This is a genomic window from Serratia sp. X10 (assembly GCF_017811775.1).
Classification (GTDB): Bacteria; Pseudomonadota; Gammaproteobacteria; order Enterobacterales; family Enterobacteriaceae; genus Serratia; species Serratia ureilytica.
The window spans coordinates 675,365-691,915 of sequence record NZ_JAEIOH010000003.1; the positions used below are offsets into that span (position 1 = coordinate 675,365).

Sequence of the window (16,551 nt, forward strand, 5' to 3'; positions counted from 1 at the left end):
AGGCAAAACCTGACGCCCGGGATCGCTTCCGGGCGTCAGGTTTTTTCGTTTTCAGGATGCTGAAACACCGGGAAAAACCATGAAAATCGCTAAAATACTCAATAATAACGTGGTGATTACGCTGGACGACCGTCAGGCAGAGACGGTGGTGATGGGAAAAGGAATCGGCTTTAAAAAGAAGCCCGGCGATACGCTGGACGAAAGCCTGATCGAAAAGGTCTTCACCCATAACGGCGGAGAAATCGCCGAGCGCTATAAAGAGCTGCTCGCCGAGATCCCGCTGGCCTGCGTCACCACTGCCGACAGGATTATTACTCTCGCCCGCGAACGCCTGCCGGGCAAGCTGCATAACATCGTCTACATCACGCTGACCGATCACATCCACTTTGCCCTGCAGCGCCATGCGCAAGGGCTGGATATCAAAAATGCGTTGCTATGGGAGATTAAAAAACTCTATCCCGCCGAATTCGCCGTCGGGCTGGAGGCGCTGGCCCTGATCGCACAGCGGCTGGATACCGCGTTGCCGGAGGACGAAGCCGGATTTATCGCCCTGCACCTGGTCAACGCCCAGCTTAACGACGAGATGCACAACACGCTGCACATTACCCGCGTGATGCAAGAGATCCTCAACCTGGTCAAATACCATTTCCGCTTTGATTACAACGAGGAATCCCTGAGCTACCACCGGTTCGTCACCCACTTGAAATTCTTCGCCCAACGGCTGCTGGGGAAAAACTACGTCGACAGCGACGACGACTCGCTGTATCAGGTGGTGAAAGAGAAGTACCGCGAGTCATTCGCCTGCGCCGGCAAGATCAACCGCCACATCGAAAAGCACTATCAGCATCAGCTCACCACGGAAGAGATGATGTTTCTGACCATTCATATCGAACGGGTGCGCAGCGAAAGCGAGGAAAAGCCGGCTTAACGGCGGGCGTCCGCCACCCGCACGCCGTACTGCGGAAACACCGCGTCGGCGGAAATCAGCGTCAGCCCCTCGGCCTGCGCCTGTGCGATCAGCATGCGATCGAAAGGATCTTGATGATGGGGCGGCAGCTGCCCGGCCTGTTGGCAGTGAAAGGCGTCCATCGGCAACGACAGAAAATCCTCGGCCTCGATGATCGCAAAGATGTCTTCCGGCAGCGCCAGTTTGCCCAGCGCCTGCTTGATCGAGATCTCCCAAATGCTGGCCGCGCTAACGTACACCGCATTGCCCGGATCGGCGATCTGCCTTTTGGCGTTCACGCCCAGGCAGGCGTCGTCGATCAGCCACCACAGCAACGCGTGAGTATCCAGCAACAGGCGCTTCATTCATCGCCCTCAAACAACGCCGCAATGGCCGCATCCCCGGCGTTGAAATCCGCCGGCACGGTGAACCTGCCCTTGGCGGCGCCAGGGCGGCGCGCTTCCCCCTTGATGGCGACCAGCTGTACGTACGGCTTCCCTGCTTTTGCAATAATCACGGTTTCTCCCTCCGCGGCTCTGTCCGCCAACTGGCTCAGATTGGATTTGGCTTCGTGCATATTGGCCTGAATCGGCATACGCGTCCTCCTTAGCTAAGTTAGCTAAAGCATAAAGCGCCGTCCAGTTTTTGTACAGCGAAGGGTTTAAAGCGCGAGCAGCCTCGCGCTTTGTTGCAACGCTTAGCGCTGCTGTTGCGGCCACAGCCAGGCCGCGCCGCGCACGCCGCTGGAATCGCCGTGAACGGCCTTGCGGATCGGCGTTTCACACTCGCCGCCGAACACCCAGCCTTTCACCAGTTGCGGCACCGTGCGATACAGACGATCCACGTTGCTCATGCCACCGCCGAGCACCACCACATCCGGATCCAGCATGTTGATCACGTGCGCCAGCGATTTCGCCAGCCGCATTTCGTAGCGGCCAATCGCCTGCTCCGCCAACGCATCGCCCCGCTCGCACAGCGCCATGATCTCATGCCCTTGCAGCGCATTGCCGCTCAGGCGCGCATAGTCGGTGGCGAAACCGGTGCCGGAAACAAAGGTTTCGATGCAACCCGGCTTGCCGCAGTAACACGGCACTTCGCGGGCGTAGCGCAGCTCATCGTCATCCTGCCACGGCAGCGGATTGTGCCCCCATTCACCGGCGATGCCGTTGCCGCCGGCATGCGCCTGGCCGTTCAGCGCCACGCCGGCGCCGCAGCCGGTGCCGATGATGACCGCAAACACGGTTTTCGCGCCGGCGCCGGCGCCGTCGGTGGCTTCCGACACCGCCAGACAGTTGGCGTCGTTGGCGATGCGCACCTCTCGCGTCAGCAGCGCAGACAGATCCTCGTCCAGCAGTTGGCCGTTGAGCCACACCGAGTTGGCGTTTTTCACCCGCCCGGTAAACGGCGACAGCGTGCCGGGAATGCCGATCCCGACCGATCCCCGTTCGCCGGTATGATCCTCGGCCAGTTTCACCAACCCGACGATCGCCGCCAAAGTTTGCCGGTAGTCATGGCGCGGCGTGGCGATACGATGGCGAAACCGCTCCCGCCCGTCGTCCGCCAACGCAATCACTTCAATTTTCGTTCCACCCAAGTCGATGCCAATGCGCACGTATTTTTCTCCTCGATGCCGCGCAGCGTTGCCACAGCCTAATGTAAGCGCGCGAATGAATCACCTGTTTCCCACCCTCCGTCCCGTCCTTTCTCGCTGCGTAAAGCGACGCAATTCAGAGAGAATGGGGCGATTTTTCAGCGTCAATTCGTTATCATGCCGCCCTGCTTTTGACGAATCAGCGTGCCGAACGCACGCCCAGCCTGGGATAACATTATGCTGTGGTTTAAGAATTTGATGGTTTACCGTTTGAGCCGCGAAGTGGCGCTAAACGCGGATGAAATGGAAAAACAACTCAGCGCGTTCGCCTTCACGCCGTGCGGCAGCCAGGACATGGCGAAGACCGGCTGGGTCTCCCCGATGGGTTCGCACAGCGATGCATTGACGCACGCGGTCAACGGCCAAATCGTCATCTGCGCGCGCAAGGAAGAGAAAATCCTGCCGTCGCCGGTCATCAAGCAAGAGCTGCAGGCCAAGATTGAGCGCCTGGAGGCGGAACAACACCGCAAACTGAAGAAAACCGAGAAGGACGCGCTGAAGGATGAAGTGCTGCACAGCCTGCTGCCGCGCGCATTCAGCCGCTTCAACCAGACTTTCATGTGGATCGACACCGTCAACGATCTGATCATGGTCGATGCCGCCAGCGCCAAACGCGCCGAAGATACGCTGGCGCTGCTGCGCAAAAGCCTCGGTTCGCTGCCGGTGGTGCCGCTGACCATGGAAAGCCCGATCGAACTGACGCTGACCGAATGGGTGCGTTCCGGCGAGATGCCGGCCGGCTTCGCCATTCAGGATGAAGCGGAATTGAAAGCGATTCTGGAAGAAGGCGGCGTGATCCGTTGCAAGAAACAGAATCTGATCAGCGACGAAATCGCGGTGCACATCGAAGCCGGCAAGTTGGTGACCAAGCTGGCGGTGGATTGGCAGGAGCGCATTCAGCTGATGCTGTCGGACGACGGTTCGCTCAAGCGCCTGAAGTTCGCCGACACGCTGCGCGAGCAGAACGACGACATCGATCGCGACGACTTCGCCCAGCGCTTTGACGCCGACTTTATCCTGATGACCAGCGAGCTGGCGGCGTTGATCAAAAACACCATCGAAGCGCTCGGCGGCGAAGCCCAGCGTTAATCCCGCCTCAGAAACGACCAGGGCCCAGCGTTCGCTGAGCCCTGCGTTCCCCTAACGAGCAACCTTTATTTGCTCAGGTAGCGGCACAGATAGGCGGTTGCGTCGGCCACCTGCAGGTTGAACTCGCTGTGCCCCGGCACGAAGAACTTCTCGCCCGGCGTAAACACCTGCCAGTCCGGCGCCCCCGGCAGCAGCACTTTCAGCGCCCCGGTGATCACCGTCATTTCTTCCGGCTGCGCGGTGGAGAAGGTATATTCGCCCTCTTCCATCACGCCCACGCTGGTAAGACCGATGCTGCTACTGTCAAAACCGATAGACTTCACTTTTCCGGCAAAATACTCATTCACTTTCAGCATAGACTGGCACCCGCGTAATCATCTTGATGGAAAATCCATATTGGGGGATTACGGTTGATCTGTCACTGGTTTTTCGCGCGAAATGCGATCGCGTCGCAGAGGAAAGCGCTCGCAGACAGTGACAGGTAGCATTCCGATTTTCCAGGGAGATGCCTCCCCTCTCCCCTTCCCTACACAGCGTTCAGCAGCCCCAATCGCCGGGCCGACTGCAACAATTCAGTTACCTTGTGTGCATTGAGTTTACGCATGGTGTTAAGACGATGAGTTTCGACTGTTTTGATGCTGATATTCAGCAATTCCGCAATATTGCGATTTGCATTACCTTCGCTGATAAGTTGCAACACCTGACGTTCTCTTCGCGTAAGCAAAGCGCCGCTGCCCTCCTCATTGCTTAATTGAGCAATGAGGAGGGGATCCAAATCAGGATCCAAATAACACTTGCGGGCTACCACGTGGGTAATCGCGCTCAGCAACACCATTTGAGAACTGGTCTTTAACACATATCCCATGGCCCCGGCGCGTATCGCCCGGCTGGCCGTTATTTCGTCCTGCACTGCCGTAAGCACCAATATGCGCAGCCTTGGCCAGCGCTGGCAAAGTTGTTCGATGACCTCCAGTCCCCCCAGCCCCGGCAACCCCAAGTCCAGAACCACGATGTCCGGCATAAACTCATTGCAGGCCGCATATACCGACAGACCATTTTCGATATATCCAACTATCTGATAACGTGGATACGCCGAAAGCAGCGTGCGCACACCATGAATAATCAACTGATGATCGTCAACGATCAACACACGATAAGCGTTCATAATAGGCCCAGTACCCGTCTATTTTTATGGGTTTTCAATCAATGTTCAGTTGAGTGCGAATCAATCGGAGCAGAGATACCAATCGTTCTTGCTGCGGCGTCTCCTTCGCAAGGATTTGACGCTCCAATTCAACGATCAACTGCGTAGCCTGCGTCAACCCAGCTTGGCCGCATATCCCTTTGATCGTGTGCAACGTTTTCGCAAAATCCGTCATTCGGCCACAGGTTTGCTCAGCTTCCACCAGAAGTCTGCGTAATTCGCAAACGACGGTGGCGCCTATCGGCCCGTCGTCCATCGCCAATATGGGTCTTCCGGTATCTAATTGATTTATAATGCTAATATCGCGACTTATTTGATATTCGGCAACCAGTTCAAGCAGTTGCGAAAGCTGGCTGAGCGTAACCGGTTTTGCCAGGTAGTCGTTCATCCCAGCCCGAATGGCGCGCCCTTTCTCCTCCGCGCCGGTATGCGCCGACAAAGCCACAATCATGCAACCGCCGTCCTGCACCTGCGCATCATCCCGCCATAACCGCGCCAACGTCAGCCCATCGCAGTCCGGCATCTGCAGATCCATCAACACCACGTCAAAGCGATGTTCACGACCTAATTGCAACGCTTGCGTGGCGTTTTCAGCTTGATGAACCTCTTGCCCCAGGCTTGCAAGTATGACGCTGATGATGTCGCGGTTAGTGGCCGTATCGTCCACCAACAACACGCGCAGACGCCAGGGTTGAAGGGGGAGCAGGTTCCGGCTTTGCGGAGCGCTGCCGGTCAATAGGCATTTCACCGCGTCATGCAGACGCCCCGGCAAAAATGCCAGATCGGTATTGAGCCCCCCTTCGGCAGGATCTTGTGTCAGGCACGATATCCCCCAAGACAGCAATTGGGGATGCAGCGCCGCCGGAGCGCCAACAACGCCGCACAGCGGCTCGGGCTCGCTGAACTGCCCCAGCGGCATATGGAACGCCACACGGCTGCCACGGCCTAAAATGCTGCTGAAGTCCAACCGGCCTCCCATCATTTTGGCAAGCGTGGCGGCGATCGTAAGCCCTAACCCTGTCCCCTGAGCATGCGTCTGCGCCTGGTAAAAAGGCATGAATATGGAGGCGAGATGTTCCTCAGAGACACCGCGGCCGCTATCTTCCACGTTGAAAACCAGCGTCTTGCCGACGCGTTCTACCTGCATGGCAATATGGCCATGGTCGGTGAACTTGCAGGCGTTACCGAGCAAATTCACCAGAATTTGCCGCACTCTCAGCGCATCCAGACAAAGATGGTGCGGCACATTGGCCGCCAAATGGACCGACAGCACCAACCCTTTGCTCTGAGCAGCCCCCTGTATCGTCATCATCGCCTGATCGAGTAGCGGTAGAAGTTGGCAGGGGGCGGATTGCAGTTCTATTTGCCCCGCTTCAATGCGAGAAAAATCGAGCAACTGATTAATAATCTCAATTAAAGACAGCGTGCACTGATGTGCGCTATCTGCAAGCCACTGCTGTTGTTGATCCATATCCCCGGTTCTCAACAGTTCCAGCGCCCCTAAAGTTCCATTGAGCGGTGTGCGCAATTCATGGCTGATTGCGGTTAAATGACGGCTTTTTCTTTTATTCGCCAACTCAGCCTTACGTTTCGCCTCTTTCAGCGCACGCGTTCTTTCCACCACCTTTTTTTCCAGAGTCGCGTATTGCTGATTCAACTTGTCCAGCAGCCGATTATAAGCGATGGCGATTTGCCCCAATTCATCTCGCCGGTGCTCGAGAAGACGAGGATAAAAATTCTCGGCGCTGGTTTGGCAAATAACGTCAACGAATTGCCACAACGGCTGTGCCAAATAACGGCGCAGCATCCAAAAGAGCGCCAACGTTATCAATAACAAAATGCCCAATGCAAAAGGCAACTGCGTTTTTGCCTGTTCAACTGCCTCTTCCAATATGCCGCGATCGGGATAAAGAACCACTTGCTGCCAGCCGGGGCCTTTGAGCTGAATGCGCAATACCCGGTAACCCGGGATCCGTTGCCAACCGTCACGCAATTGTATTGTTTGCAGCGCGTTGACAATGCGCTCTTCTTCTTCCGCCGGGAGTTTTCCTCGAAAAAAAGGTAATGGCTGTTGGTTGCGATCCAGCCAAATATTGACGTCAAAATCTGTCACCGCATGCCCATAGGACAACAGGTCATCCAATCTTATGGCATAACCTATCAGACCGCCCGCTTTATCGCCTGCCGCTACCGAAATGCTCCAGCCACTGCCAGAAAGGTACTCCGGATTTCCCCAATAGATATTATCGTGATGCGGATACGTTTGGAACTGCGATAACCCCAATCGACGCTGGGAAAAGTAATCGTCAGTAATTTTCTCTGGCGGGTAAAGGGAAATCCCCTGAGAGGGCTTGATGAGAAAACTGTCTAAATAATAGGTTTGACCTGCGGTTCCATATGCCTGGATAAACCAATTATCACGATGAATCGCATGATTGAGATGGCAGGCCTTGCTATTTATCGGCAAGTATCGACTGTCACTTTTTGCCGATATATTATTATTCAGATCATGTTTCTTGCAGAAGCTATCATAACGCCTTGCCAGATCTTGCGCGTCTCTTTCCGCACCTTCAAAGCGATGGTTGCTTAGCTCAACACGAAGTGACGCCAAATGCGAAAGTTCGTCAATAACATGCCTATCTGCGTGGCTTAATGAAAAGAACACGGTCGTCACGACTGAAACCAACCATATCAGCATCAGGCTCAACGATAAGAATATCGTTAGCCTAAAAACTAATGACGAATGCATTCTCATTTTCTTATCCCTGTAGTACTACGGCATACCATCCTTATGAAATGCCGGAACAATTCTGAACGCAATGCGGAGAGAGCGAATATCGGTGCGAGAATCCACGGTTCATTTGGTAACAACACGCCAGGAGAGTCGTACGGGATAATGATACTAGATAAGAAAAACGCAAACCCATACAATACCTAAACGGATTGTGCATTTATACATGACCACCGCCCACGCCGGCCATAATCGCTCAATATCATGGTAAGACGCGCCCGATGAGCCAACGCACGGGGCGTGGCGTAGTTCATGCTGGGAAAAACCCGGCCACATAACGCCAGCGGCAAAAGATTAGAGGTTATGCGGCCAGTCAGGAAATTATTCCGTATCCTGCAAAAGCCCAGCCTGATTATGCATTTCTTTTTTTGCCTCATTCAGCGCCGCAACAAACCGCTCATCAGCATGCAGGCGTGCAAAAACCGCTGCGCCCAAAATACGTCCGGCATCGACGTCACTCTGCCAATGCGCTCCGCATATTACTCGGCTTTGACCGTATTCATAACCGCGTTGTAATAATTGATTCTGCCGTTCCGGCCTGATTTCCGCCAGCACCAGCGCCATTGTCCATCCCAACGTAGTGTGTCCGGAGGGATAAGAGCCGTTCATGCGCAACTTCCCCTCATCCTGTGGCGTACAGGTATGTGTATTGAAAAACATGAACGGCCTTGGCCGCATGTAATATCGCTTTGCCGAAGCCGCTGCAAATCGCCCAGCATCGGTACGAATTTTTTTTAACAGTAAATAGGTAATCGGTGTTTTATCTTCAGAAATATCAACTCCCAGTGCTTGAGAAAACGGCTTCCCAATATTTTCGTCAGATAAATTCGCATCATTAATAGCCTGCAACCATCTGTCACTCCCCGCCAGGCTGCGGCCTTGTTCGTATGCGGCCTTATCCAAAAGAAAGGCCACGCTGTCATTGCTCGGGGGAGAAGGAAGAATCGACAGGCTGTCCGGCAATTGGCTTCGAGTCATAAAAGAATTCGGCTCGCCGTCTTTCGTCATTTCGGACGCCTGTGCGCCACCCAAAAAAAGAAAACAGCAAACCGCAGTACTTAAGCACTTACGTATCATAAAATAGCCTTATCAAACATGAAATAAAAAAAGATAAAAGCGGCCGTCACGCTTTATCATGACCGAAGTATGAGATTAAAAACGTTTTAAAATCGCCATAGCCTTTAGCCGCCTCGAGCAACTCCTGCGCCACTTTCCATTCATTAAAAGGAGGCATGGTGCAATTATAATTTTCATACGCTATTTTTGCGTAATTTATAAAGTTAACCATAAATGCACGATAAAAATTAGCCTTATCATCAACATAATTCTCATAACATTGAAAAAACACGCTCACCAACGAATAGAAATAACCATCCCGCTGCCTGAACTCCAGACAAAGCAATGAGAGAATAAAGGGGAAGTCGTACAATACATCGCCACACTGCCGCATCCTATCGATAAAGACCAATTTATACTCCGGCGTCACCAGCATATTTCTCAAGTGTGCATCGCCATGGATCTGGGAAAAATAACCATATGTGATATTATTGATACGCGGAATGCTGTCCTTTCGTCTCTCCGAACAGATTCTCTCATAATGTTTAATTATCAGTACATGATTCCAATGCAGCTGGCCCAGCGCCCTGGCGAGTTGTGTCAGTAATAATGGCGCACGTTCATCCTTTCGCAACACCACGCTCTCCAACGTCTCACCGGTCACGTAAGAATAGTTGACGATGTTTCCCTTTAACTGACAGCTCACATGCGAGGGAAAAGTGCTGTATTGACGATACAATGCCCTGGCATCACTCCAGGAATGGCAGTTCTTATTAACGCTTCGCTTACCGTCAATCACGGTTTGCACAGGCCCGCGAATCGGATCCTCGATATCGCCATCCCTGCACATATGCTCGGCAAGTTGCCGCATATAGTCCCGATACGCCACATGATTCTCGACCAACATCTCCGTGAGGTGACCTTCCGATATTTTAAATGCCCCTTTTACCGCTGAGATAGCGTCATAATAATTACCGCGGCCTAACTTAAAATGTTTTTCAGAGCACGCTTCAGTATCGGCGTGAATAGGGAAATCTGCATAGTCCAGTTCCAACGTCTGCATGGCAGAACGAAAACATTCAGGCAGCGCCGTAGCTCGCAGCGATACCGCACTAATGTTCTCGGTATCGTCGTATCGGCGAAGATAATGCCGGATATAATGGGTGGCAGCCACTAAAGAAGCCCCAGAGTCGATAAAGTCGATCACGACCACGTGACTATTGCGCACCTTTTCAATTGGAATAAAGCGTTGAAAGTGAAGCAGTAGTGCTTTGTTCTGATCATCGGTCAACGGTTCTCTTAGCAGAGAAACATTCTCCCCGAGGTAATTATGACGAAAGCCACTCAGCGGCAAGTTAATCACAAACGCCTTTCCTAGATAACACTCGAGAAATGCCATCAATGGCGTCGGGGAACGTCCCACGCCGATAAAAACGACAGGCCATGACGTTGAAACCTTATCCATTATCGTCAGCGCCAAGCGTTTTAATTGCTGGTATTCGAACTGAGTTACCGTCAATCCGCTTTCTATTTCACTGCATGTGGTTACCGCTCTCATAAAAATGCCTATTATTGATTGAAACTAGAACCTGGGAATATAATATTATTCACCAGCATGAGATTAGCTTGAGGATTGCGTATTTTTCTCCGTCATCTGCTGTCGCTCAAATAATTTCCTATACACGCCACTCTCGATTGCAATAAGCTCATCATGTGATCCTTGCTCTACAATGCGCCCATGGCTAAAAACGAGGATCCTATCCATTCGACGCAATGTAGACAGCCGATGCGCTATCACCAGTGTCGTTCGGTTTTTCATCAACTCATTCATCGAGCGTTGAATGTGCGCTTCGCTTTCATTGTCCAGGCTGGAAGTCGCCTCATCGAGAATCAATATCGGCATATCCACTAAAAAAGCGCGCGCGATCGCCACGCGTTGACGCTCCCCCCCTGACAGCTTGACGCCCCGCTCCCCCACCAGCGTGTCGTATCCTTCCGGCAATCGGCCGATCAACGTGTGGATCCCAGCCAATTTCGCTGCCCGCTCTATCTCGTCCTGCGTTGCGTCAGGTTTGGCGTAAGCGATGTTTTCGGCCAGAGAACGATGGAACAACAGGGGCTCTTGTGGAACCGTCGCGATTTGGCGGCGCAGGGAGGCAAGCTGCATTCGAGTGATATCTTGCCCATCAATGGTGATCTTTCCGCCTTGAACCTCATAAAGACGCTGAATCAGCCTGACGAACGTTGATTTTCCCGAACCGGAATAGCCCACCAGCCCAACCCGTTCCCCGGCGTTGATAATGACATTCATCTTCTGATAAAGCCGTGGAACGCCAGAGCCGCTGTAGCTGAAGTCGACATCAGAAAAACAAATTTCGCCGCGGCTGATCGTCACCGCATTTCCCTTGTCATCCGCGCGCCCTTCGGCGGGAATGCGTTTAAACGCCACCATCGCTTCCAATTCATTCATCGCTCGCTGGAGATGGCGGAAATTGCTTCCGATGCGGCGCAGGTACCCCTGCAGCATAAATAACGTCGTTAACATAAACGTGATATCACCGACGTTGATTACCCCACGCCGCCAGAGCAACAGCAGCACCCCCAATACCAGAGTTTGCAGTGCAACCAGCATTATTTCCTGCACGCCGCCATTAACATTGCTGCGCATCCAGGCCCATGAGGTATGACGACGCCAGGCGGCCAGGATCCGAGCCAGCCGCTCTTCTTCCCGAACTTCCGCGCCGAAAGCTTTTACGACCGAATTGCAGCTCAGTGCGTCGGCTAAAGCTCCGCCAATGCGGCTATCCCATGCATTGCCAGTGCGGGCTGCGGGCGCAACATACAGAACGGTCAACAACACGGCCACGATACTGAACAATACCCCTCCGATGCCGAAAACGCCGCCGGCCATTGGCCAGTGCAGCCACACGGACACCGTGCTACCGATCAGCATGGCCCCGATAGGCAACAGACCTGCCAGCAGAGTTTCATTAAACGCCACCAAAGCCCACATCCCACGGGTAATTTGCCGCACGGTCGAGCCGGCAAACCCATTGGCGTGCCAATCTGCCGTCAAGGATTGTATTTGTTTAAAAGCACGCGCACCGGCCAGGCTCATCATCGTCAACGTCAATGAAGCAATATTTAAGTTCAGGCATTGACGCAGCAGAGCGCCAGCGGCTCCCAGCCCCATCATCATAAAAAAAGACAGGAATGGGCTCCCTCCCTCCGTCAGAACGTTGACAAAATCGGCGGCAAATACCGGAACCAATATATCGCTCAGCGCAGAAGACAGCGCCAGAATGACAACAAGCATCATTCGCCAAGGGTGCTCTGCCCATTGTTTGAAAACAAATAAAAATATCGCCGTCAGGGTCACATCGCCAGAACCGTCTTTCTTATATTCCATATCCGCACCGTAAAAATTCCGAAAACAGACCTGTTAAAAAGCAGAAATTCACGCAGTCAAACTTTTAACGAGGGGTTTTAAACCATAAATCCACTTTCGGATTCAATCTAAGAAAATAACTATAAAGCGCCCCAAGGCAATTCGCAGCGCTCTTTACCAAAAGCGCGCCATAAAGTGAAGGCAGATCCCTTCGACGGGGAAAAAAATATTTAATTACCGGGGAGTGCAATAGGAATACATAGCTGCCGATAAGGATCAACAGAGCCATAACACCCGGCCAGCATTGCAATGCGAGCAGAACACACAATACGGCGATCGTGAAAACCGGCCCCAGAGGCCACTGTAACATGGTGAACATACGCTTCATTTTCAAGCAACGAAAACGATTCGCGCTGCCGCTGCTTTTCTCTCCCATCAGCAACATCAACGAGGAAAGATCCCCTGCGTGCCAACGCGCTGACTGCCGCACGCCGGCAGAAAATCGGCTCACGGAGGAGCAATAGTCAAAATAAGGCACAGGCTTGGCGTATACACTGTGCATAACCGCCCGATAACCGAACAGAAGATCTTCCGTAACGGTTTCAACCGGAAAGAGATTCTCCTCAAAATACTGCTGCCGTATGAATAAGCCATGACCAATGCAATAAGATAAGTGAGTCGCCTTTTGCATCTGGTAATTTTTCAACAGAGTCGGCAACTCGTAGCTCATCATCCAGCGCGTTTGAAAAATGGCGGACGCTTTGCCAAAAAGAGAAAGCTCATCAAAATTGGTCGAATACACCGGCAGCATTTGATACACGTTTGCTTCCTCGAGACTCTGAGCAACATAATCAAGTCCTCGAGGATCCGGCCGAGAATCTGCATCAAACACGCCATAGTAGGTTGGCCCCCCACCCATTTTCTGCATACGTCCCAACCGTTCAACCGCATAGTTGATCTGATGAGCCTTATTTCCCGAAAGGAAGGGATAATGAATGATTAACGTTTTCTCAGATAAATAAGGCAATATTTTCTGATAGGTTTTATTCTTCTCCGCGCGGCCTTCTTTTTGGGTTGTCACAAAGACTAAAAGACTGTCTGGATGAGATGAAAGAATACGATTAAAATACATGATCGTATCATTAATTATTTTATGCTCATCCATAACCGGAATTAAAACAATCAGACGATTTCGTCTCTCGCCCGTTAACGTAACCTGTATCTCTTTTCTAATAAATCTCTGACTCTTACTGATATTGATATACTGTGACACATTAACAACCAAAAAGAGAAAGATCAGAGCAAAAGAAAAATAATAGACCATCATCATCTGGTTTCATCCCTGAGGCTTTTTTCTATAAACGCATTGCAATCAATGGCTGCGCCATGCCGCGCCACCACGCCTGACATCCACTCATTCAACTGATTCAATTTCGCCTGCGTACTAAGCCTCGCATCTATAGAAAGAACAGGAATGTCAAAACAAGAAGAAAACAGATTTTGATAGGCATCGCATGTGTCATTCAAAAACTGTTCGTTTCGCCAGAATGCCGGCAGGCCACGAGAAACGCGCGTGGCTATCTTGTTTTCTTGTCTGGCAATCGACTCTTTGCTTTCTATATCGACATAAACAATCCCCCACGGCAGGGGTAAACCGCCATCAGAGATTTTTTCTGCATATTTTTTCACCGTTGCTGGAAAAATATCGAGCGACATAAATCTTCCGTAGGCATAGGCGTAACAAAGATGGGTGAAATATGAACGATCAAAGTAATGTGCCTTTCCCCGCATGCGTTCACATTCCTTAGCGATAAACCACTCGTTGATTTTTTCAACCTCTGCCACAGAAAGACCGTTGCCTGGAAAATCCGCCCTACTCAACACCTTCCCCAGCTCAAAACAGACGCTCGTCCCCTGCGCCGCCAGCGCATTAACCAATAAGCTTTTCCCCGCGCACGGCAACCCTTCGATAAATATCATTTGAACTTATCCTTGAAGAGGCGCGTTGATTTTTCAATTTCATCCTTAGAATCAATACCTAAAGAACGGAATGTAGAATGACAAAAATGGAAAACAAAACAGTCAAGCGCCAGACCTATTTTTAAATTCATATCAATCGCTCGACGGCAAAAATCGTCATCGGTGTGGTAGCCTGATTCGAAAGACTCATCCAGCAGCCCCACCTTTTCGAGCACATCTCGCTTCATCAATAAACAGTGACCATAGGCGCTGGGGATTGGCATCGAACGCATTTTGTTTTTTTCGTAGAGCGCTTCGGAAAATGGCTCGATGTCGCCAGTCCGAGAATCGAACTCAATAAGCAATGGCGTAACGGCCTCAGGGGTTCCGGAGGCTTTATTCGTTAACGGGGCGACAATGTCATAATTTTCTAAATGCGCGAGCAGGCGCTGCAGCACATTGGCAGGTAAGATCACATCGTTATTGGCAAAAAGCACATACTCGTTTTTCACCTGCAATAAACCTTGATTCATTCCTTTGGTATAGCCAAAATTAATGGCATTAGTAATCAACGTCGCATCCAAACCGCCAAGATAATTCCGCGTATCTTCATCGCTACCGTTATCGACAATAATAAGTCTATTGCTAACTTGATTATCTAATGAATTAACAAAAAGAATTGTTTTCTCCAGCTGATTAAAAACGGGAACGACAACATCAATGCACATACAGCACCCTCTATGAATATGGATTCTCGCGAAAATTTAAACCGCTCGCGGGTCATCAAAGCCCCCGTAACGTTGCAGGAGAATGCCACCTCGACTAATCAGGCGGCATGCGCCAAGCGGGATTAATGATAGAAAACAGACCATGGATGGGGTATCAGGTCATCACCTGATATTAACGCCGCAGACCAGTGGTTCGAGCGGAAAATCAGGTAATGGCCTGATAGTGAAAAACCTCCGTTATTGATGTCATAGCGGATATCTTTCCAAGAAGCCAAAAACGAAATGCATATAAAGAGACAGGATAAAACGCGTGTTAACGCCGTCGCTGCAGCAGTGACAACACCACGCAGCCTGAGCATTATCAGTAGCTGCGCCTTGACACAAGTGGGGCTGGCAGAGTTATTGACGCCGCATGTTGAAAAGTTCAGCGCTTACGCTTCGCCTGCGGCATTTATACGGGGGCAGAGCCTAAAGGGGCATTCAGGATTGTTACTGTTTCACATTTTCCCGCGCAATGTGTCTTATCTGAGAAATATCGTTCAACTATATCGTCGCCTACCATGCCATCCGAATTGGCGATCTGCATTACTGATGGATCCAGCCTCAACCAATGGGTGTTCTTTGACAAAAAACGTAGGATCACCGATTGTTTTCCACCTTCATCTGCCAATCGACATATTACTACGCAACCTTTTAGCCTGGATGCATGGCAAAGAGAAACAGATAGCCCGACACGGCGTACGGCCGGCATCACTGTCCGACAAAGAGCGTCAGGTCGTATTAGCCACGTTGCAAGGTATTCCCATTTCTTCGTTGGCGCGTGAGAGAGGCGTTACAGCGAAAACGATCTATACCCAACGGCGAACAGCGCTGGACAGGCTCGGCATAAAAAACACCCGCGAATTGCTTTGCCTTAGCATACAGGGTCTATTGTAAAACGCCGCAGCGTCGGCAAGCGCTCAATGTAAACTGAAATCGATCGGCAACGTCAATTCCACCGTGCCGTTGACGTAAGCGTCCGCCGGCGGTGTCGGCAGCGGCGAAGCGCGTTTGACCAGCGCCTGGATTTCACGATCCAGCGACGGCAGCCCGGCGCTGCTGACCAGCGTTACCGCCAGCACATGGCCCTGCCTGTCCAACGTAAAAAGCACCTGCCCGACGCCCTGGCGCTTCAGCCGCAATGCGTCTTTGGGGTAACGCTTAAAGCGATTAAGGCGGCTGTTGATGCGGCTGCGCCAGCTATCCTCTCCTGTCTGCGCATAGGGCATCAGGCGGGTTTGCGGCGCGGCCGTTTTATCCGCCCGGCCCGGCGGCGGCGCGCCGGCGCTTTGCTCCTGAACCTTCGGCGGCGCGATCGTTTTCTCCTGCGGCGGCGTGCGCGGCAGGTTTTTTTTCTTCACCGGCTTGGGCGGTTTTTTCTGCTTCGGCGGTACGGCGATGTTCGGCCGTACGGCTTCAGGCACCTTCACCGTCGGCAAGGGTTCCGGCGGTGCCGGCGGTTCAACCTGAGGCGGCGGCGTCCTTTGTCCCGGCGGTTGTTTTACCTCGGCAGGAGCCTGCGGTGCGGCGGCCATCAGCACCATGACCGCCGGCGGTGGCACCCACGGCGGCGCGGCCTTGTCTCGCCAGGGCCAGAGCAGCGCCGCGGCCAGCAGATGCAGCGTCAGCACCAGCACCAGGCAGCGGCGCCAGGGCATGGCGGCACCGGGTGCGGCGAAAGGCAGCGACGAAACCGACAT

Annotated in this window: 16 protein-coding genes; 3 read left to right on the forward strand and 13 right to left on the reverse strand. The window is 52.3% G+C overall.

Annotated elements, in window-relative coordinates; genetic code table 11:
- The first annotated feature begins 79 nt into the window (after nt 1-79).
- Nucleotides 80-928 (forward strand): BglG family transcription antiterminator LicT, encoded by an 849-nt coding sequence (gene licT / locus J9788_RS13620; protein WP_042783774.1) that lies wholly within the window; start codon nt 80-82, stop codon nt 926-928.
- Here licT and J9788_RS13625 read toward each other — a convergent pair.
- From J9788_RS13625 to mak, 3 genes are all read right to left on the reverse strand, one after another.
- Nucleotides 925-1,311 carry a type II toxin-antitoxin system VapC family toxin gene (locus J9788_RS13625; RefSeq protein WP_033651066.1) on the reverse strand — a complete coding sequence of 129 codons (387 nt, stop codon included), beginning with the start codon at nt 1,309-1,311 and terminating at the stop codon, nt 925-927. The two genes, licT and J9788_RS13625, sit on opposite strands and share 4 nt — an antisense overlap.
- Nucleotides 1,308-1,541, reverse strand: coding sequence for a type II toxin-antitoxin system Phd/YefM family antitoxin (locus J9788_RS13630; RefSeq protein WP_004940455.1), 234 nt, complete (start codon nt 1,539-1,541; stop codon nt 1,308-1,310). The genes J9788_RS13625 and J9788_RS13630 overlap by 4 nt, the downstream gene beginning before the upstream one ends.
- A 102-nt stretch (nt 1,542-1,643) precedes the next feature.
- Nucleotides 1,644-2,558 carry a fructokinase gene (mak, locus tag J9788_RS13635; protein ID WP_182265035.1) on the reverse strand — a complete coding sequence of 305 codons (915 nt, stop codon included), beginning with the start codon at nt 2,556-2,558 and terminating at the stop codon, nt 1,644-1,646.
- A 216-nt stretch (nt 2,559-2,774) separates the two neighbouring features.
- Between mak and rdgC the strand changes: the two genes are divergently transcribed.
- Nucleotides 2,775-3,686, forward strand: a complete 912-nt coding sequence (rdgC, locus tag J9788_RS13640) for a recombination-associated protein RdgC (RefSeq protein WP_004940461.1) — start codon at nt 2,775-2,777, stop codon at nt 3,684-3,686.
- Between the two features lie 65 nt (nt 3,687-3,751).
- On the opposite strand, the gene ppnP is transcribed toward rdgC, so the two are convergent.
- The 9 genes from ppnP to J9788_RS13685 all read right to left on the reverse strand — a co-directional run bounded on the left by ppnP (nt 3,752) and on the right by J9788_RS13685 (nt 14,812).
- The gene (gene ppnP / locus J9788_RS13645) at nt 3,752-4,042 is read right to left on the reverse strand and encodes a pyrimidine/purine nucleoside phosphorylase (protein WP_004940463.1); all 291 of its coding nucleotides are present in this window, start codon (nt 4,040-4,042) and stop codon (nt 3,752-3,754) included.
- A gap of 170 nt (nt 4,043-4,212) precedes the next feature.
- A complete protein-coding gene (locus J9788_RS13650) occupies nt 4,213-4,851 on the reverse strand; it encodes a two component system response regulator (protein ID WP_046897548.1) in 639 nt (212 codons plus the stop codon).
- Between the two features lie 34 nt (nt 4,852-4,885).
- Nucleotides 4,886-7,645 carry a two component system sensor kinase gene (locus tag J9788_RS13655; protein ID WP_046897549.1) on the reverse strand — a complete coding sequence of 920 codons (2,760 nt, stop codon included), beginning with the start codon at nt 7,643-7,645 and terminating at the stop codon, nt 4,886-4,888.
- A 357-nt stretch (nt 7,646-8,002) separates the two neighbouring features.
- Nucleotides 8,003-8,689 (reverse strand): phosphatase PAP2 family protein, encoded by a 687-nt coding sequence (locus J9788_RS13660; RefSeq protein WP_046897550.1) that lies wholly within the window; start codon nt 8,687-8,689, stop codon nt 8,003-8,005.
- A gap of 115 nt (nt 8,690-8,804) precedes the next feature.
- Entirely contained in the window at nt 8,805-10,295 is a 1,491-nt protein-coding gene (locus J9788_RS13665; protein WP_182265036.1) for a hypothetical protein, read from the reverse strand.
- Nucleotides 10,296-10,358: 63 nt separating this feature from the next.
- Nucleotides 10,359-12,146: an ABC transporter ATP-binding protein gene (locus tag J9788_RS13670; RefSeq protein WP_046897552.1), complete on the reverse strand. Its 1,788-nt coding sequence runs from the start codon at nt 12,144-12,146 to the stop codon at nt 10,359-10,361.
- Between the two features lie 64 nt (nt 12,147-12,210).
- A complete protein-coding gene (locus tag J9788_RS13675; RefSeq protein WP_046897553.1) occupies nt 12,211-13,455 on the reverse strand; it encodes a glycosyltransferase family 2 protein in 1,245 nt (414 codons plus the stop codon).
- Complete coding sequence (locus tag J9788_RS13680) at nt 13,452-14,105, reverse strand: AAA family ATPase (protein WP_046897554.1); 654 nt, start codon at nt 14,103-14,105, stop codon at nt 13,452-13,454. The genes J9788_RS13675 and J9788_RS13680 overlap by 4 nt, the downstream gene beginning before the upstream one ends.
- A complete protein-coding gene (locus tag J9788_RS13685) occupies nt 14,102-14,812 on the reverse strand; it encodes a glycosyltransferase family 2 protein (protein ID WP_046897555.1) in 711 nt (236 codons plus the stop codon). Before J9788_RS13685 ends, J9788_RS13680 begins: the two co-directional genes overlap by 4 nt.
- A gap of 702 nt (nt 14,813-15,514) precedes the next feature.
- Between J9788_RS13685 and J9788_RS25260 the strand changes: the two genes are divergently transcribed.
- Entirely contained in the window at nt 15,515-15,748 is a 234-nt protein-coding gene (locus J9788_RS25260) for a LuxR C-terminal-related transcriptional regulator (RefSeq protein ID WP_072056031.1), read from the forward strand.
- A 23-nt stretch (nt 15,749-15,771) separates the two neighbouring features.
- On the opposite strand, the gene J9788_RS13695 is transcribed toward J9788_RS25260, so the two are convergent.
- The gene (locus J9788_RS13695) at nt 15,772-16,551 is read right to left on the reverse strand and encodes an energy transducer TonB (protein WP_046897556.1); all 780 of its coding nucleotides are present in this window, start codon (nt 16,549-16,551) and stop codon (nt 15,772-15,774) included.